The sequence below is a fragment of the Methanosalsum zhilinae DSM 4017 genome (assembly GCF_000217995.1).
Classification (GTDB): Archaea; Halobacteriota; Methanosarcinia; order Methanosarcinales; family Methanosarcinaceae; genus Methanosalsum; species Methanosalsum zhilinae.
Map to the genome: position 1 here is coordinate 406,156 of NC_015676.1, position 17,825 is coordinate 423,980.

Sequence of the window (17,825 nt, forward strand, 5' to 3'; positions counted from 1 at the left end):
TTGTATACATATATTTATCAGAAAAATAGTTTTATTGTGGCAGTATTTTTTATAACTGCCACCCAAGATTGAAATTCAGTTATATTTAATTAATCCCATCTGGCAGGATCAAGTTCTTTAACAGCTTCTTTTGCCCATCTGGCTGCACCCATTGCATCATCCTTATATTGATCGGCTCCAATATCCTTTGCAAATGCTTCAGTGACAGGTGCACCACCGACAATGATCTTTACTTTGTCTCTCAGGCCCTTGCTCTGAAGATCTTTGACGGTATTTTCCATATTATCCATTGTAGAGGTCATAAGGGTACTTATGGAAACTGCATCTGCCTTGTTCTTCTCAACAGCTTCTGCAAATTCCGGTATGGGTACATCCTTACCAAGATCCACCACATCAAAACCAACCGCAGACATCATTGTCTTGACAAGATTCTTTCCTATGTCGTGTACATCTCCTTCTGCTGTACCAATAACAAGGACTGCAGCCTTCTCGCCACCTTCCTGTTTAAGATGCGGAGTAAGAACATCCATTCCACCATACATAGCATTAGAGGACATTAAGAGATGTGGCATAAATACTTCACCGTTTTCATATTTATCGCTCATGATCTCCATTCCTTTAGCAAGTCCTTCAACGATTGCCTTGTATGGATCAATTCCAGCTTCCAGGGCTTTCTCAGACAGCTCGGTTGCCTGATCTTTTTTACCATTGACTACTGCATCTGTAAGTCCACTGAGTATCTCTTTTTCTTCCATAATATTCCTCCAGAATCTTTTTTATCATAAATGGGTAAGGAATGGTTGAAATTTCATTCTTCTCCATTCTAAACAATCTATTCGACATCGAATTGCTATGTTTGAGCCAACAAAACAAATAGCTTATTTGTAATTATTGACTGATATTTAATATCTGATTAGAGATATATATAATAACTTATGGTAATTGATCAATACTAATTATATTATCAATCATATATTCTCTGTATAGATCATGGATTTTCTGGATACAATATTGATAATCTACAGTATATGCTAAAATCACAGGGAGTGTAATATCAATGGCTTTGATAGTATCAAAAGTACAGATCAGAATAAATAAAATATAATCGCTTCTAATCTCAAATAGGTGGCAGAAGAACGCTTTTATTTATATACTTTTGGGTAACAGGATTAATGGATTGCATCAACTAATTACCAACCTTATCAGTTATGTGATAGGCTATCTGTGGATATAACAGTTCAAGGGTTAGTCACTTTTTCTGATCTTTCCCTGTAATACTCGAACAGATCTTTCCCCCACTGAAGTGCACTTTTTTCAAAACTTATTACTTTCTTATGATCGAAAACCCCGTCCTTGTTAAAAAAGGCAATAAGCATGAGGTCATCTGTAACGGATAGTGCACCAAGTTTAACTGATGTATCATCAAATATGTACAGATTGGAGTTTGGAGCCTGCATCATTGTATTGTATTCATCTTTGTACTCATTCTTTAATCTATCATATACTGGCCTTGTTAGAATAAGGTTGTAATTTGTTCCTTTTTTAGCAAGCTGGGAATAGTTCATTGGACATGAAGGACAGAAATATGAGTAAATGGTGTATACATTGCTTGCCCTTTGAAGGCTCTCCAGTAATTCTTTCGGGGGTTCAAAAAGGTGATTGAGATCCGGCTCGTAGATCATCACGTCTCCAAGTTCTCCTATCCGATCCAGTAATTCAAATGGAATTGGGCTCAGATCCCTGTTCTGCCAGAAACCTTTATTTTCTTCAAGGACATTGAGTGTTTCTATCAGTGGCTGCATTTTCTTGACTACTATTTTACCAATATATGTTAGATTATATTCATGGTCATTATGTTCAATAAGGCCCTGCTCCAGAAGTATTTTGATCTGGGTCATTATTGCACTGGAGGTACCTGTGAGCCTTTCTTTGATCTCATCTATTGTGGTCGGTCCGTCCATTAACATCAAAAGGATGCTTTTTCTCTTTTCAGAAAGAAACACTGTGCCTATCAGTTCAGTTTTCATTGTAAGATTCCTTATGTATGTGAATAATATTTAAATCATTTCTTTGTTCACTGTGTTAACCGGATTCTTCTTTTGGTAACTTTACATGAACAGTTGTTCCCTTGCCTTCTTCACTCTCTACCCATATCTTCCCATCATGTGCCTCAATGATATTTTTTGATATGTAGAAATTGGATTTTAATTCTTCATAGTGCTCATACCAGTATGTATCAAATACCTGATCATCCAGCTCATAGAACCGTACAAAGATGGTGGATGCGAGAGGTTCAGGTATACCTGCTCCATCGTCTTTGATTCTAACATAAATACATGACTCATTATCGGTCACATCGATACTGATATTTCCATTAGGTGGTGTAAAATGGATCGAACCTTCTATTATGCGCGAAAACGAATCTGTAAGTTTACTCTTGTCTCCCTCAATTGAGGGTATTCCATATGGAATATCCTGTTCTATATTGATATTCTTTTCATCAATACGTAAAATAACGTTTAGTATAGCATCATTAATTATATCAGTTATATTGACTCTGCTTTTCTCATATTTTATTTTCCCGGCTTTTTCACTGCTCATGTAGAGCATTGAATCCACAATGCTTTTCAACTTCTCAGAGTTTCTGATGGCTATCTGCATTGTCCTGTTCTGTTGCTTGTTTATTGAATTGAGTGTTTCCCTGTCTATAATATTGTCGTCACAATCTATGCTGAACAGGTATTCTTTATCCTCAATAAACTCTTTCTTAATGCTGTTGATTGATTTGAGTTCATTATTGGTCTTTTCAAATTCTCTGGAAAATAACTTAAGGGAGTCTTCCATTTCCTTGCGCTGTATTATTTTCCACATTCCTTCCATCAATAACTTAAGCTGTTTGACATCAGTCTGGTCGTAATCCTCTTCCTTATTCCCGACACCGGCAAGGGCAACGATCTTTTGACCATCAAAAATCGGAACATTCATATGGCGTATTATCCTGACGTGTCCTTCTGGATATCCCCTTTTAAGTGGACTTGATTCGTAATCATTGGTTATGACAGCTTCTCTTCGACGAACAGCTTCTCCCCACAAACCTGTTTCTTCAAGGGGATATAGATGCTGCTTGCTGCTGATTTCACATTCTTTCATAGCTCTTTGTGACCATGAATGCATTGTAAGGGTATTTTCAGCTGAGTTTAAGAATGCAAGATATCCAATTTTGCTCTGGGTTAATTTTATGGCCTCTTCCAATGCAAAATCAATGATTTCGTGGATCGAATAACTACTCATCTGATTAAGTTCTAAAAGTGTTTCCAGGCGAGCTTCATTTAACCGTATCAGCGCTTCATTTTTTTTGCGTTCTGTAACATCAAAAATAATTCCCTGATAATGAGTTATTTTTCCTTTACTGCTTCTTCTCATCAATGTTCTTTCATCAACCCAGCGTATATCCCCGAACTTTGTAATGATTCTGTATTCCTGAGTGAATCCTTTATATTTACCTTCTCTGGAATATCTGTATAGCTCTTTTTTTACTCTGTCTACATCATCAGGATGTACAATATCTGCATAGTTCAATTTGCCACTCAAGAACTCATTTTTGCTGTATCCAAATTGAATTATATTATCAGTTACAAAGTCAACAGGCCAGTCTTCCCTTGCTTTCCATAAAAAGATGATTGCAGGACTGCTGTTTAATATAATCTCTATCTCTTCGCCAATACTTGGATCTTTCATTATTTTAGCTCATTTTAGATTATTATGTTATCGTTAATTCTAAAATAACATTTATTGTGTCTAAACCAAAATCATTTTTTAAAACAAAATTTTCAACTTAGGATCATATGTGCTACCTATATATGATCATCTGAACTAACTGAAGGTAATTATCATTTGAAGTAAAACTATATAAAAATTACTTCTACAACAGGCGATCATAAGAGGTTAAATTAGTATAAACCTCGATTATATGTTTTCATGAACTAAAATAAATATGGTTCAAGAATAGCTGATCTTAGTAACTGATTTTATCTTCCAGGCCTTTCTCCGAATGTGTCATGATAGTTGTTGATAAGGGATTCTATGTAATTGGATGTTCTTCTGGAAGAATATTTTGACATGAAATTGGTTAGTGGAAATTCAGTGTCGCAGTGGGTACATCGGGCAAACTCACATCCATTTATTGCATGCACACATCCTGTACAGAGTTTTGCTCTTGAGTAAAAAAGGTTGAATGAATGTCCGCACTCAGGACAGGTAACCTGCCTACTTGCATCGAAAAGATCTTTTGGTACTCCACGTCTTTTCATTTCAAAACTGTATCTATCATCTCTTCCTGTCATGATTTAAAATTGATCCATAATTACTTAAACCTTTTGAAGCCAGAAAAACCGTAACTTAAAAAGCATCAGTATCAGAAAGCCATATTAACTATAATAAGAGAAAATAAAATTAATAAGATATATAGTAGTGAATGCATGAAATATGAGAGAATACTTAAACCTGGTAGAATTGGAAACTGCGATCTGATCAATCGGATTGTTATGGCTCCCATGGGCAATATCAATATGGCAGATCCCAATGGCCGTCCTACCAATAAAATGATAGAATACTTTATTGAGAGGGCAAAAGGCGGCACAGGTTTATTGATAACCGGGCTTGTGCCTGTGTCTTATGGGATCGATCCAACAGTTTCCGAAGATAATGATACTACCTATTTTCCAAGGATCGATGGTACTTCCAGAACACGCCTTGGTGGGTGGAGAGACCTTACGGCAGGTGTCCGGCCCTATGGATCTAAAATATTTATTCAGCTGACTGCAGGTCTTGGAAGAGTTGGTTCACCAGAACCAGCACTGAAAGGAAAATTGCTTAAATCTTCTTCGATCAACAGGAATTTTTATGTACCTCAAATACCCCATCTACCTCTTTCTGATAGAAAAATTAAAAAAATAGTAAAAAATTTTGGCCAATGTGCCATCAATGCCAAAATATCGGGATTCGACGGGGTGCATATCCATGGACATGAAGGATACCTGATGGACCAGCTAACATCAGCCCCGTGGAATAGACGAAGGCTGGGCAGATACAGGAACAGGTTCCAATTTGGAATTGATGTTGTAAAGGAAATTAAAAAACGCTGCGGAGATGATTTTCCTTTATTGTACAGGCTGGACCTTACCCAGGCGATCCAGCAGACCTATGGTGATAGAATATTCAACGATATTTTCAGGGGAAAAGAGCGTACTATTGAAGAGGGTCTGGAGTTTTGCAAAGTTTTGCACGAGGCAGGTGTTGATGCTTTTGATGTGGATAAAGGTTGTTATGAAAACTGGTTCTGGCCTCATCCTCCTTCATATTTTGATGATGCTATATATGCAAGGGAGATTGCAGGAAGACTAAAATATTTTTTCATAAGTGAAGGTATTGATTGTCCAGTTGTGGCGGTTGGTAAACTTGGCAGGCCGGAAGTGGCTGAAAAGGTACTGGAAAACAAATGGGCTGATTTTATAATGCTCGGGCGACCCCTTCTGGCAGATCCTCAATGGCCCAGAAAAGTAATGGATGACAAAACCCGTGAAATAATACACTGTATTGGAGATCATGAAGGATGTATTGAATCCTTTAAAAAAGGTGGTCATCCCTGCTGTTCTGTAAATCCGTATACTGGCTTTGAAGACAGTAAAAGACTTGTTAAAGCTGAAAAAATAAAAAAAGTATGTATAATAGGTGCAGGGCCTGCCGGTTGTGAAGCAGCAATAACAGCCCATAAGAGAGGACATGACGTGACCCTGTTTGAAATGAGCGATCATATAGGTGGTCAGCTGTATCTTGGAAGTAAAATGCCCATCAAACATGATCTATCTCGCTATCTTGATAATCTAGACTTCAATCTTGAAAAATTAAGCAAAGAAGGTCTTAAGATAAGGTTCAATACGAAGGTAGAATTAAATGATGTCAGGGGGCAGTATGATGTGATTATCTGCTGTAATGGTCCAGAGATAGTATTGCCTTCTATAGAAGGAATGGATAATATCAGGTACATGGAGGCCAGGGAATTTTTAGGTCAGGACATGCTTCTTCCTGATGATGTAAAAAATGTGCTTGTTGTAGGCGGAGGAGTTGTAGGATGTGAAATCGGTTACACACTTGCTCATGATGCGGAGGTTAAAGTAACAGTCGCTGGTAAAAACAACGACCTCATGCCCGATACGGTTATGGCAAACAGGAACCATATGCTCTGGATGATGATGGGACTTGGCTCTACGACAGGGAATCCACAGGATTCACTAAAAGAACCTGTCAGGGTCTATAATGCATCAAAAATTATCAGATTCACAGATGGAAAGGCACATATCCTGGCAAATAAGGGCCGTAGAGACCCCTTCACTCCATGGAAAGCATTGATTCCTGAGAATGTAAAAAACCCTTTCGAAAAGAAACTTAAGCCTGAAAATGTGGAACATATAATTATAGATACTGATTTTGTTATTTTTGCAATGGGAAGCAGATCAGACGACACTCTGTATTTTAATCTCTTAAAAGAAAGAGCAGCACGAGAGATTTTTATTGCTGGTGACTCAAAAGAACCTGGCCGTGTCTGGGAAGCTGTAACGGCAGCAAATGAGATTGCTCGAAGCATATAATGGTATATTTAATTTTTGTATGACGGATGTGTGAATCTTCATTTTTTGTTTCCATGATAAGAACATATTTCAAAAATTATGATCAGTGCATGCAGATATCGATAAACTATAAAAGGATAAGAATTTATAGGTAATCCATGAGTCAGTCAGGAAGAATTTTTCCATCCACGGGCAGCTTCATAGAAGATAAGAGCAGAATACTTCTCAATAATTTCCTATATTTCTTCTTTTTCATGCTTGTTGTGATATTTGGAACTCTGATATTTTATATTCAGACCCAGATTGAGATCGTGCCATTTATTGTTCTTTCCCTTTTATGGATTCTTTTCTGGAAAAACAGTGAGTTAAAGGGCAGGATATTCCTTGTAACGGCATCTGTTTTTGGTTATGTTCATGAACTCATCGGTGTACATTTTGAATATTTCACATACCTTGGAGGCATCATAGGAGGCGTACCCCTGTGGATACTTCCAGGATATGGTGCTATATTCTGGTCTTCACATAACCTCTGGAAGATATTTGAGGAAAACTATTCTACAAAGGATTGGTTTGAAAAGGTCAATTATTTTTTTGCAGCAAGCTTTGTGTTACTTCTGGCAGCAGATTATGCTCTTTTTGACCTTTCACTCAATCCACTGGCCATTATGATTAAATTTTTACTGGCTATCATGCTATTTAAAACAATTACAGGATTGCGACTTGCCTGGTTTGTGGGCTTTTTCACAGTACTCACTGAATTCTCAGGGGAGACACTTGGAACATGGGCACACCCTGATTTTTCCTTCTTTTCCTTAATGGCAGGTTACATATTCCTTTTATGGATATGTCTTACAATAAACGATCTTATTAAAAAGGAAAAGACATGGGGTCGTGTGGAGGCAGTTGCTGCAATACTCCTTACCATATACTATATTTTTTCCATGACAGGGATGATAGTGGTATGACATTTACAGGATATATTATGTCTGCCTGGTGGATACTGCTCCAGAGATATATGCAGCATGGATGTATGAACTTAGATCGATAAACATGACACAGGATATTCAGCGTTTATTTGAATTACAGAAAAAACAGGGATTTCACTGTGAACCCCGGAGTGCAGGGGAGAGAATTGAACGTCTCAATCGTATTGATAATTATCTTAATGAGAGAGATAACCTGACTCGATTATGTGAGGCTATGCATAATGATCTTAAAAAATGCGAAGCTGAGGTAATGGCGACAGAAACCGGAGTTGTTCATTCACATATAGGTCATGTGAAACGAAGTTTGGGTAAATGGATGAAACCGCGCAAGGTTCCCCGCCCACTTTACATGATCGGGACCAGATCCTATATTCACTATGAGCCAAAGGGAGCAGTACTGATCATATCTCCATGGAATTATCCACTGAACCTGTCCATTGTACCATTGATATATGCAATTTCTGCAGGCAATTCTGTAATTCTCAAGCCCAGTGAGGTTTCTGAATGCACTTCAGAGTATATTCGAGAAATGATAGATGAACTGTTTGATGAAAGTGAAGTGGCTGTTGTTGAAGGAGATGCGTCGGTTGCCCAGGAACTTTTAAAAAGACCTTTCAATCATATCTTTTTCACCGGGAGCCCGGCTATTGGAAAGATCATAATGGGCGAAGCAGCTAAAAATCTTTCGAGTATTACTCTTGAACTGGGAGGAAAATCCCCCTCAATAATTGATGAAAGTGCTGATATAGAGCAGATTGCCAGAAGGTGTGCCTGGGCAAAGTTCATCAATGGAGGGCAGTCATGTATAGCACCTGATTACCTTGTCCTGCATTGTTCTGTACATGATCTGTTTGTGGATACATTTAAAAGAAGTATCACACGTTTATACGATCCTGATGGGAGGGGAATTCAGAATTCTTCAGACTATTGCCGAATAATAAACAATGATCATTTTAAGCGCTTACAATCACTATACCAGGATGCAATTGATAAAGGGGCCAGTGCAGTGATTGGTGGTGATTTTGATGAGTCTGACCTTTACATATCTCCTACTCTGCTTGTCAATGTATCAGAGGACATGAGAATCATGCATGAGGAAATATTTGGACCATTGCTGCCTGTTGTCAATTATCAGCAACTGAATGAGGCATGTGATATAGTACTGAGCCGCCCCAGTCCTCTGACATTCTATATTGCCAGCAAGAACCAGGATAATATTGATTATCTCATTAACAAAACAACCGCTGGCGGTACTGTTATCAATGATTATATGCTTGGATACAGCAACCCAAACCTGCCTTTTGGAGGGATCAATGAAAGTGGTATAGGTCAATCACTTGGATACCATGGCTTCATGACATTTTCTAATCCACGAAGTGTTATACATCGCAGATGGGGAACAATGTCCCCCATCTACCCACCCTACACCGATTTTAAAACCAGACTGATAAAAACATTATACAGATGGTTTTTCTGATAACCGGATATTTAAGATCAACAAGGAGATATCATATGGATCAACCGGATAAAAAAACAGCACTTATCACCGGTGGCTCAGGGGGGGATAGGTCTTGCACTTGCAAAGCTATTCCTTTCTGACAACTATAGACTGGTTCTTGTAGCCAACCCTGAAGATGAACTGATCAGGGCAAAAGCGGTTTTACAGGAAATTGATCCTGATGCTGAGATATTTATTCTGGCAAAGGACCTTACAGAGTCCAGGGCAGCTCTGGATGTATATCAGTTTACTGTAGAGAATGACCTGCAGGTCGATGTACTGGTTAACTGTGCAGGTTTTGGGACATATGGTTTTGTGGGTGAGATCGATATTGGCAGGGAAATGGATATGTTAAAGTTACATATATGCACATTCTATTATCTCACACGGCTTTATTTGAATGAAATGATCAGGCGTGATCAGGGCCAGATAATCAACCTGTCATCCATAACAGCTTTTCAACCCAATCCGTTTATGGCAACGTATGGTGCCACCAAGAGTTTCATACTGCAGTTTAGCCGTGCTCTCAGGTTCGAACTTAAAGAACGTGGTTCACAGGTGCAGGTCCTGGCAGTATGTCCAACAGCTGTAAAAGATACAGGATTTCAGTCAAATGCATGTATGGAAAACACCGGCACTTTCAGTTGCTGGCTGTCCACAAACGCTGATACCGTAGCCAGAGATACCTATAATGCTATGAGAAGAGGCCAGGAAGTAGTTATCCCCGGCAAAAGGTTTAGCATTTTGCATTCTCTTGTGGGACTTCTGCCTGCATACTTGCTGATGAAGATTTCCAGAGCTCATCTGAAGGAAAAGCATTGAACATTGCATTATAAAAAAGAGATAAATAAAAACAAGTTAGGCTGTATCACCATTCATCTTCTGTTTTTTCTGATTTCTCCAGAGCTTCTATCCTTAATTCAAGCCTTTTTATATCATCTTTTGTGGCAAGATCGGTTTGATTTATTATCTCATGAACTCTTTCATTTATCTTTTTCTCAATCTCTTCTTTCTGGCTTTTTCGTTCAGCGATTATATCCTGAACCACCTGCTTGCCTTCGTCCCTTGTCATTTCTCCCTTCTCAACAAGTTCCTTTACAAGCTCATTGATCTTCTCTTCTGTAAGCGCCCATGCACCTATTCCAATGAGTCCTAATTTTCGGAATGTTTCTCTCATATAATAACTCCCATACACTTGAATGAACTCTCAGAAATAAATACTTTCCTCTGAGATACCCCTTTCTAACAGGGAATATATGTTCTGGAATCGAGGTATGATGATCATTTATCTATGTAAATGACAGATTCGGCCCACAAAATGGGCATCTCAAGAAAAGCCTTCTGGAAAGATCTTCAAAATGCCAGAAAAAAAATCGCATCCGCCCTTACAACTGGAAAGGCGATTGAAATAACCGGAGGCCACTATATCAAACATGAAAAATGAACTAAAATGCTCTTATGCATCTTCCAGCAGTTTTTCCAGGTTGTACTCAAGATAGGTTGCATTGCTCAGTCTGATCAGTTCCTGACAGACCATGTCTGGATCTCCGTCTTTTATTGTTTTTCCATCAACTATGAGAACAGCACGATGTGCTGCTTCTTTTACAAAGTCCATGTGATGGCTGACAAAAAGAATGGTAGTTCCAAAATCCCTATTAATATTTTTTAATGAATTTGTAACATCTCTTAAGGTAACCGGATCAAGATCACCAAAGGGTTCATCCAGCATCAGGATATCAGGATATGTTGCCAGTGCAGTGGCTATGTAAGCTCTGACATGCTCTCCTCCACTTATCTGGTAAGGCTTTTTATCAAGTATTTCCAGTGGAAGATTCAATGCTTCAAAGACCGGAATTGCATAATTTTCAAGGTCTGTGTTTGTAACATGGGGAAAAAGTCTGGAGTAGATGGAAGGATCAATTCTCATTTCCTGCATGACCTTTGTCCTTTCATTTTCAGACATATCAGGAAGTTTATAGATAGTATCCAGGATCTCATCAGATATATTAAGTTCCCGTGCCTTCTCTCTGGCATATTCGATAGATCCTCTTTTTTTCATGCTGAGTTTAAATGCGATCTGTTCCCTGATAGTAGAATGCGGGGATAGAGTGAATTCCTGGTGCATAATACTGATTTTCTGTCTTAGTTCCATTCTTTTTTTGTTAAAGTGGGTAATATCAATCCATTCTTCATCGAACCTATAGTGAACTTCTCCTGAATTTGGTTCAGTTAATCCCTCAATAATCTTCATGAGAGTAGTTTTTCCGGCGCCTGATGGTCCTATGAATGCTATTATTTCACCTTTATTCACATCCAGTGAAAAATTCTGGATATTAAGGACTTCTCCGACTCTGAGAAGCACCATCCTTCTGGATATGTTTTTGATTCTGATACATACTTCATTACCGGGAACCTCGGCCAGGTTTACCTGGGGTTTTAGGCCCTTTAGATAATTTTTCAATACGTATTCTGGAGCTCCCTGGTCAACAATTTTTCCATTTTCAATAAATAGCAGACGATCAGTAAGGTACATATGAACTTCCGGAAGATGTGATACTACAATGATTGGAATATTGAGCCTGTCTTTAAGTTCTTTTATCACATCAAGTATTTCCTGCTTTGTATCAGGGCCTGTCATGGTAACAGGTTCATCAAGAAGCAGTAGAGAAGGATTGGCTGCAAGCTGGCGGGCCATTATAAGTCTCTGTTTTTCCCCACCACTAAGAGCACCTGATGAGTGGAGTGCTTTATGATCGAGTTTGACCATTTTCAGATAATCAAGGGCCTGATTGTATAACTGGTCATAGTTAGGGGAATCAGTTTCAGGAAGCGATTCATTCCCGGTGTTCAGGTATGTCAGCTTTCGAATGACGTTTTCTATTGCAGGTCCTCTCCAGAGGCCAAAACTCCTCTGAAGATGTATTGCAGTGTTTTTTATCAAATACCTGGAACCCTCTTTTCCAGATTCAGGTGTTATGGTCTCTGTGCCAAGCTCAATAGAGCCGCCATCGAAAGGTTCAATTCCGCGAAGAACTTTTAAGAGGCTGCTTTTTCCACTTCCACTTTTCCCGGTGATGCCAAGGATCTCTCCATTTTTCACGCTGAAACCGATATTATCAAGAACTTTGACCTTTTTTGCATTAATTCTGTAGTATTTGGTTATACCGGATACTGTTAGCATATCCACCCTCATTGAATGATATAGACTATTAATGTCACATTGATTGTGACCATGAACAGTGACTCAAATTTAAGGATTATTATTCCCTTATAGCAGTTATCAGTTCTTCAACCTTTGTCCTTACATCTCCGGTTTCTTCTACAACAGTTCCTGTAACTATCATGTCTGCTCCGGCCCTGGCACATTCCCTTGCATCCTCAACTGTACGTATACCGCCACCTACAATCAGTTTATTGTGATCTCCCAGGGCATGTTTTGTAGCACCGATCATTTCAGGAGTTATAGGTCTATCTGCACCGGATCCGGCTTCAAGATATGTATAGTGCATTCCCATGTATTTTCCTGCCAGCGAGTATGCTACTGCAAGCTCGGGTTTGTTCTTTGGAATTAACCTTGCATCCCCTACCCATCCTACAGTTCCTCCAGGTTCCACTATCAGATATGCCATTGAGATGGTTTCGATATTGTACTTGTATACAATAGGAGCACCTATCATCTGACTGGTGGTGATAAAATTAACATCACGTGAATTGAGCAGGCTCATGAAGAAGATTGCATCTGCATGGGGACTGATGCCATCTACATTGGCAGGAAACAGAATGACAGGTATTGAGGTTCTTTTTTTGATCTCCACAATTGTCCTGTCAAGGACTGTACCTCCGGCTCCGGTGGACCCTCCGACCATTATTGCATCTGTGCCGCCGCAGGCAGCCTCATATGCTATATCGCCGCCTTCTTCAGGTGACTGGGAAGCAGGATCAATAAGAGTAAGATGAACAGTACCTTTTTCATCGGCTATTTTGTTAAGGTACTCTTCCACCTTCATCTTCAGAATCAACCTCTCATTTCCTTGGATTTTGGACGTAGTTGTTTATACCCGCATTTTCTGCATCGCTGTGCGCGTGTGGCATTTCTTGCATTACATCTCATGCAGATCTTCTTATTAAGAATTCTATTCTCAGCTTCTGGAAATCGCGCCATTGTTTCACCTTTGATTATTTAGATAGTTATACTGCTGACTCTAAAATTATTGGGTTAAATATTTTGAGTGGCTACATACATTTTAAACCATATAATTGTTTTGATATTTCTGGCATGGACTAGAAAAATCCATGCCATACAGTAGATAATTCTTGTAAAGACTTATTTTATTCTTGAGGTGATCATTTCTCTGACAGTTTGAGGGTCTGCCCTTCCCCGGGTCTTTTTCATTACCTGGCCTACAAGGAAGTTCATTGATTGCTCTTTTCCCTGCATGTAATCTTCAATGGCCTCTGCGTTTTCTTTAATGGCCTCATCAACTGCACTGCTGACAACATTGTCCTCAGCTTTCATAAGGCCTTTCTGCTGGACAATATCTATGGGACTACCTCCGGAATCAAGCATTGTACGTATGACTTCTACCCCGCTGCGATCTGTGATCCTGTCATCTATGATCATCTGTATGATCTGCACCATATCCTCAACATTAAATGATTTCACTGTGAGGTCACGGTAGTTCAGCTCTCCTTTAAGAACATCTGCAACCCACGCAGCTGCAGCCTTTGGATCAACCTTTTCTGCAACCATTTCATAGAAATCAGCAACCTTTATGTCAGATGTTAGAGCCTTTGCATGCATTTCTGACAAACCGTACTGGGAAACAAACCGGTCCCTTCTTGAGTCAGGCAGCTCAGGTAATGTATCCAGGAGCTGGGCTGTTCTGTCCTTCACCCTCAACGGGACAAGATCGGGCTCCGGGAAATACCTATAGTCATGCTCCTCCTCTTTGGTACGCATGGAAGTGGTAACACCACGTGCTTCGTCAAAATGCCTTGTTTCCATTGTAACAACCCCTCCCCTTCTGAGAAGGTTTTTCTGACGCATTATTTCATAAAGTAGTGCCCTTTCAGCTCCTTTGTGTGATGAAATATTCTTAACTTCCGTTCTTGAACCACCACCAATTGAAATATTTGCATCCACTCTCATTGATCCTTCAAGGTTGCTGTCAAATACATCAAGATATTCAAGGATATTTCGGAGTTTGTCCAAAAACCTTCTTGCTTCTTTTGGACTTCTCAGGTCAGGTTCGGTAACAATCTCCAGAAGGGCCATTCCTGAACGGTTGTAATCTATCAGTGTTCCTCTGGATTTATCAATGGATCCCATGTGTACCAATTTTCCAGGATCTTCTTCCATATGGGCTCTTCTGATCCTTATAACAAGTTCTCCGTCCTCGCCTTCAATGACCACCTTTCCGTTACTTACGATAGGATAGTCATACTGGCTGACCTGATATCCTTTTGGAAGATCTGGATAATAATAATTTTTCCTGTGAAACTGTGTCTGGGCAGTAACCTCACAGTTGAGTGCAAGTCCTACCTTCATAGCAGCTTCGACAGCCCCCTCATTTATCACTGGTAGTGCACCAGGCAAGCCCATACATACCGGACACACATGAGTATTTGGCTGTGAATTATGATACTGTGTTGAGCATCCGCAGAACATTTTTGTCTTCAGACGGTTAAGCTGGACATGTATCTCCAGTCCTATCATAACTCCATCTGGATTGCTGTAAGCCATTTATTTCACTCCATCTGGTCTTTTTTTATGGTGATCAGTATTCTGTTCAAAGGTATATGCAGTTCTCAGGATGGATGCTTCATCAAAGTGCCTTCCTATTATCTGAAGACCCACTGGCATCTTGTTTGCAAAACCACAGGGTACCGAGATAGAGGGAACTCCTGCGAGATTTACCGGGACAGTATTTACATCTGTAAGATAGAGAGAAAGTGGATCCTGGATTTTTTCTCCGAGCTTGAATGCGATATCAGGCATTGTTGGTCCCATCAGAACATCTACCTCCGATAATGCCCGATCAAAATCTTCCTTTACAAGTGTCCTGACCTTCAGTGCCTTGAGGTAATATTTATCATGATACCCGGCAGAGAGTGCATAGGTTCCAAGCAGAATCCTTCTTTTAACCTCATCCCCAAAACCCTCAGCTCTGGTTCTTGACGCCATAACGTGCCAGTTTTCACCTTCCGCACGAAGTCCGTAGCGTGTTCCATCAAAACGTGCAAGATTAGATGAGGCTTCACTCATGGCTATGATATAGTATGATGAAAGGGCGTATTTTGTATGGGGTAATGAAACACTTTTCCATGTAGCGCCCAGGTCTTCCATTTTATGTATTGCGTCCCAGACACATTTATTCACCTGGGGATTGATCCCATCTGAAAGATACTCTTCCGGAATCCCTATCTTCATGCCATTGACATCGTTTTCTATGGTTTTTGAATATTCTATGTCCCTTTTGATCGATGTGCTATCACGTGGGTCGTGACCTGCTATGACATCCATAACAGTTGCCACATCCTTTACACATGTCCCCATGGGTCCGATCTGTTCAAGGGAATTGGCATAGGCGATAAGGCCATATCTTGAAACAGTACCATAGGTTGGCTTGAGTGCGACGATCCCACAAAAAGAAGCTGGCGACCGCACTGATCCTCCTGTATCTGATCCCAGTGCTACAGGAGTTTCACCTGAAGCTACTGCTGCAGCGCTACCACCAGATGATCCTCCGGGTACTCTTTCTGTATCCCAGGGGTTGAGTGCCGGGCCTCCACAGCATGTTTCAGTAGAGCTTCCCATTGCAAATTCATCCATTTTTGTTTTTCCAAGAATCACGGCACCAGCATCAACAAGTCTTTCTATAACATGAGCATTGTATGGCGGAATATATCCTTCCAGTATCTTTGAAGAACATGTGGTGGGTATACCCAGAGTTGAAATGTTATCCTTGATAGCTATGGGAACCCCGGCAAGTGGTAAATCGGTCTTTCCGGAATCTATTTCTTTTGCATGCTCTGCTGCCCTTTCATTTATTGCTGAAAATCCATATGTCCTGCTATTTCCGATTTTCTCTATATAGGATAGGGTAACTTCTTCTGCCGATGTGTCAGTGACTTTTTCTTTGATCCCGGAGATGTTTATCCATTCTGGCATTCTTTTTACCTCACATTATACCTGGAGCCCTGAAATACCCGTCCTTCTTATGCTCTGTGTTCTGGAGGGCCTCCTCCTGGGTTAAGGATTCGACAACAGTGTCTGGCCTCAATACATTCACCAGATCTTCTATATGATATGTAGGCTCTACATCTTCTGTATCAACTTCATCAAGCTGCTTGAAATAATCCAGCACTGAATTTAGCTGTTCTGCATATTCTTTACTCTTTGAGCGGTCAACTTCAATACGCGCAAGCCACCCGACGTGTTCAACCTCTTCTTCTGTAATCATTTCAGGTTCCTCAGATAAATGGACTTATTTACTTCTCTTGATCTTATGAATACAACAATAAACACTTAATATTAATATGTTGGCGTAATATTGTTGTACCTATCATCAGGTAGATCATTGCTTTTTTGTGACCGAAGGGATTATATGCGTCCTGACATTGCCTAATCCAAAACATCAAAGTATATCCATGTAAAATACATTTGTATAGAAATCAACACATAAACTATTTAATCAAATTGAAGGAACTCGCAACAAGATGAAATCTGAAGTGAAAGCAGAACTAATATCCATAGGGTCTGTTGATATTGATGAATCGGCCCTTGGTGATATATCTATACCAACAGCTGGACCAGGTGCCGGAAAGAAGGCATTTTTTTTCAGATCAGGAAACCGCAGAGTACGTCTTTCTGTAAACCATGATTCTCCTCTAAAAGCCGTGGCCATAGGTGAAGGGATCACAATTTACCGAAATGATAGGGAGATTGCCAGAGGCCATCTTGAACACGAACTTGTACACTGCCCCCGGCAGGCGTATATTACTGTAAGCGAAAAATGTATCTTCGACTGTAAATTCTGTCCTGTGCCAAAGCTTGGGGGACGTGTAAAGACATTTGAAGAGGTAATGAGCATTCTGGAAATGGCATACTCCACAGGGAATCTGGATTCAATATCCATTACTTCAGGGATCTATGATAGCCCCGAAGGGGAGGTTGAAAGAGTTGCCAGGATAGTACGTGAATCAAGAAAGTATGAAGTTCCAATAGGAGTATCTGTCTACCCAACAGAGGAGTCTTCGCGCATTCTGAAGCAGGCAGGTGCGAGTGAGATAAAGTACAATGTGGAAACAATGGACTGTGATCTCTATTCAGAGGTATGTCCTGACCAGGACCTTGATTATACACTGAATAAACTGGAAGAGGCCGTCGAACTCTTTGGAAAGAACAGAGTTTTCTCAAACTTTATTATAGGTCTGGGAGAATCTGACGACTCGGTTATTTCCGGGATACGTAAACTTGCTTCCCTTGGCGTGATACCAATATTGAGAGTTGCAGGATTGCATCCACTAAGAGCTGGTGAAGTTTATGTGGATCGTCCGGACAGTAAAAGAATCCTGTTCCTTACCCGCAAATTGCGGGAAATACTTGATTATCATGGTCTGCGTGCGGATATTTCCCGAACAATGTGCCTTCCATGTACAGGCTGTGACATGAATCCGCATATTGACCTTGATTGATTCTCTGGTTAAAGCCGA

General features: G+C 40.0%; 17 protein-coding genes. 6 read left to right on the top strand and 11 right to left on the bottom strand.

Annotated elements, in window-relative coordinates; genetic code table 11:
• Window positions 1–89 precede the first annotated feature (89 nt).
• The 4 genes from MZHIL_RS01845 to MZHIL_RS01860 all read right to left on the bottom strand — a co-directional run bounded on the left by MZHIL_RS01845 (window position 90) and on the right by MZHIL_RS01860 (window position 4,343).
• Window positions 90–755: a corrinoid protein gene (locus MZHIL_RS01845; RefSeq protein WP_013897673.1), complete on the bottom strand. Its 666-nt coding sequence runs from the start codon at window positions 753–755 to the stop codon at window positions 90–92.
• Between the two features lie 483 nt (window positions 756–1,238).
• Window positions 1,239–2,027 (bottom strand): helix-turn-helix transcriptional regulator, encoded by a 789-nt coding sequence (locus MZHIL_RS01850; RefSeq protein ID WP_013897674.1) that lies wholly within the window; start codon window positions 2,025–2,027, stop codon window positions 1,239–1,241.
• 55 nt (window positions 2,028–2,082) lie between these two features.
• Entirely contained in the window at window positions 2,083–3,738 is a 1,656-nt protein-coding gene (locus MZHIL_RS01855) for a sensor histidine kinase (protein WP_013897675.1), read from the bottom strand.
• Between the two features lie 290 nt (window positions 3,739–4,028).
• Window positions 4,029–4,343, bottom strand: coding sequence for a hypothetical protein (locus tag MZHIL_RS01860; protein ID WP_013897676.1), 315 nt, complete (start codon window positions 4,341–4,343; stop codon window positions 4,029–4,031).
• Between the two features lie 135 nt (window positions 4,344–4,478).
• Here MZHIL_RS01860 and MZHIL_RS01865 point away from each other — a divergent pair, with 135 nt between their 5' ends.
• The 4 genes from MZHIL_RS01865 to MZHIL_RS01880 all read left to right on the top strand — a co-directional run bounded on the left by MZHIL_RS01865 (window position 4,479) and on the right by MZHIL_RS01880 (window position 9,932).
• Window positions 4,479–6,647, top strand: a complete 2,169-nt coding sequence (locus tag MZHIL_RS01865; RefSeq protein ID WP_013897677.1) for an oxidoreductase — start codon at window positions 4,479–4,481, stop codon at window positions 6,645–6,647.
• A gap of 137 nt (window positions 6,648–6,784) precedes the next feature.
• On the top strand, window positions 6,785–7,591 hold the full coding sequence (locus tag MZHIL_RS01870) for a hypothetical protein (RefSeq protein WP_013897678.1): 807 nt from the start codon (window positions 6,785–6,787) through the stop codon (window positions 7,589–7,591).
• Window positions 7,592–7,619: 28 nt separating this feature from the next.
• The gene (locus tag MZHIL_RS01875; protein WP_013897679.1) at window positions 7,620–9,089 is read left to right on the top strand and encodes an aldehyde dehydrogenase family protein; all 1,470 of its coding nucleotides are present in this window, start codon (window positions 7,620–7,622) and stop codon (window positions 9,087–9,089) included.
• A gap of 72 nt (window positions 9,090–9,161) precedes the next feature.
• Window positions 9,162–9,932, top strand: coding sequence for an SDR family NAD(P)-dependent oxidoreductase (locus tag MZHIL_RS01880; protein WP_013897680.1), 771 nt, complete (start codon window positions 9,162–9,164; stop codon window positions 9,930–9,932).
• 46 nt (window positions 9,933–9,978) lie between these two features.
• Here the strand turns inward: MZHIL_RS01880 and MZHIL_RS01885 are convergent, their stop codons facing one another.
• A complete protein-coding gene (locus tag MZHIL_RS01885; protein ID WP_013897681.1) occupies window positions 9,979–10,287 on the bottom strand; it encodes a phasin family protein in 309 nt (102 codons plus the stop codon).
• Between the two features lie 120 nt (window positions 10,288–10,407).
• Here MZHIL_RS01885 and MZHIL_RS10255 point away from each other — a divergent pair, with 120 nt between their 5' ends.
• On the top strand, window positions 10,408–10,554 hold the full coding sequence (locus MZHIL_RS10255; RefSeq protein ID WP_083812305.1) for a DUF134 domain-containing protein: 147 nt from the start codon (window positions 10,408–10,410) through the stop codon (window positions 10,552–10,554).
• Window positions 10,555–10,566: 12 nt separating this feature from the next.
• Here MZHIL_RS10255 and MZHIL_RS01895 read toward each other — a convergent pair whose 3' ends face one another.
• The 6 genes from MZHIL_RS01895 to gatC all read right to left on the bottom strand — a co-directional run bounded on the left by MZHIL_RS01895 (window position 10,567) and on the right by gatC (window position 16,573).
• Window positions 10,567–12,291, bottom strand: a complete 1,725-nt coding sequence (locus MZHIL_RS01895) for an ATP-binding cassette domain-containing protein (protein ID WP_013897682.1) — start codon at window positions 12,289–12,291, stop codon at window positions 10,567–10,569.
• 79 nt (window positions 12,292–12,370) lie between these two features.
• Complete coding sequence (locus tag MZHIL_RS01900; protein ID WP_013897683.1) at window positions 12,371–13,117, bottom strand: geranylgeranylglyceryl/heptaprenylglyceryl phosphate synthase; 747 nt, start codon at window positions 13,115–13,117, stop codon at window positions 12,371–12,373.
• An 8-nt stretch (window positions 13,118–13,125) separates the two neighbouring features.
• On the bottom strand, window positions 13,126–13,272 hold the full coding sequence (locus tag MZHIL_RS10260; protein ID WP_013897684.1) for a 50S ribosomal protein L40e: 147 nt from the start codon (window positions 13,270–13,272) through the stop codon (window positions 13,126–13,128).
• Between the two features lie 162 nt (window positions 13,273–13,434).
• A complete protein-coding gene (gatB, locus tag MZHIL_RS01905; protein WP_013897685.1) occupies window positions 13,435–14,853 on the bottom strand; it encodes an Asp-tRNA(Asn)/Glu-tRNA(Gln) amidotransferase subunit GatB in 1,419 nt (472 codons plus the stop codon).
• Window positions 14,854–16,281: an Asp-tRNA(Asn)/Glu-tRNA(Gln) amidotransferase subunit GatA gene (gene gatA, locus MZHIL_RS01910; protein WP_013897686.1), complete on the bottom strand. Its 1,428-nt coding sequence runs from the start codon at window positions 16,279–16,281 to the stop codon at window positions 14,854–14,856.
• Between the two features lie 10 nt (window positions 16,282–16,291).
• Window positions 16,292–16,573 carry an Asp-tRNA(Asn)/Glu-tRNA(Gln) amidotransferase subunit GatC gene (gatC, locus tag MZHIL_RS01915; protein WP_013897687.1) on the bottom strand — a complete coding sequence of 94 codons (282 nt, stop codon included), beginning with the start codon at window positions 16,571–16,573 and terminating at the stop codon, window positions 16,292–16,294.
• A 256-nt stretch (window positions 16,574–16,829) separates the two neighbouring features.
• Between gatC and MZHIL_RS01920 the strand changes: the two genes are divergently transcribed.
• Window positions 16,830–17,807, top strand: coding sequence for a radical SAM protein (locus MZHIL_RS01920; RefSeq protein ID WP_013897688.1), 978 nt, complete (start codon window positions 16,830–16,832; stop codon window positions 17,805–17,807).
• The last annotated feature ends 18 nt before the right edge of the window (window positions 17,808–17,825 follow it).

Bases quoted from the DNA above. Each gene is read 5' to 3' on its own strand.
- gatA (WP_013897686.1), bottom strand. From the start codon at position 16,281: ATGCCAGAATGGATAAACATCTCCGGGATCAAAGAAAAAGTCACTGAC.
- MZHIL_RS01895 (WP_013897682.1), bottom strand. From the start codon at position 12,291: ATGCTAACAGTATCCGGTATAACCAAATACTACAGAATTAATGCAAAA.
- MZHIL_RS01920 (WP_013897688.1), top strand. From the start codon at position 16,830: ATGAAATCTGAAGTGAAAGCAGAACTAATATCCATAGGGTCTGTTGAT.
- MZHIL_RS10260 (WP_013897684.1), bottom strand. From the start codon at position 13,272: ATGGCGCGATTTCCAGAAGCTGAGAATAGAATTCTTAATAAGAAGATC.
- MZHIL_RS01845 (WP_013897673.1), bottom strand. From the start codon at position 755: ATGGAAGAAAAAGAGATACTCAGTGGACTTACAGATGCAGTAGTCAAT.
- MZHIL_RS01900 (WP_013897683.1), bottom strand. From the start codon at position 13,117: ATGAAGGTGGAAGAGTACCTTAACAAAATAGCCGATGAAAAAGGTACT.
- gatB (WP_013897685.1), bottom strand. From the start codon at position 14,853: ATGGCTTACAGCAATCCAGATGGAGTTATGATAGGACTGGAGATACAT.
- MZHIL_RS01885 (WP_013897681.1), bottom strand. From the start codon at position 10,287: ATGAGAGAAACATTCCGAAAATTAGGACTCATTGGAATAGGTGCATGG.
- gatC (WP_013897687.1), bottom strand. From the start codon at position 16,573: ATGATTACAGAAGAAGAGGTTGAACACGTCGGGTGGCTTGCGCGTATT.
- MZHIL_RS10255 (WP_083812305.1), top strand. From the start codon at position 10,408: ATGACAGATTCGGCCCACAAAATGGGCATCTCAAGAAAAGCCTTCTGG.
- MZHIL_RS01870 (WP_013897678.1), top strand. From the start codon at position 6,785: ATGAGTCAGTCAGGAAGAATTTTTCCATCCACGGGCAGCTTCATAGAA.
- MZHIL_RS01860 (WP_013897676.1), bottom strand. From the start codon at position 4,343: ATGACAGGAAGAGATGATAGATACAGTTTTGAAATGAAAAGACGTGGA.
- MZHIL_RS01855 (WP_013897675.1), bottom strand. From the start codon at position 3,738: ATGAAAGATCCAAGTATTGGCGAAGAGATAGAGATTATATTAAACAGC.
- MZHIL_RS01850 (WP_013897674.1), bottom strand. From the start codon at position 2,027: ATGAAAACTGAACTGATAGGCACAGTGTTTCTTTCTGAAAAGAGAAAA.
- MZHIL_RS01865 (WP_013897677.1), top strand. From the start codon at position 4,479: ATGAAATATGAGAGAATACTTAAACCTGGTAGAATTGGAAACTGCGAT.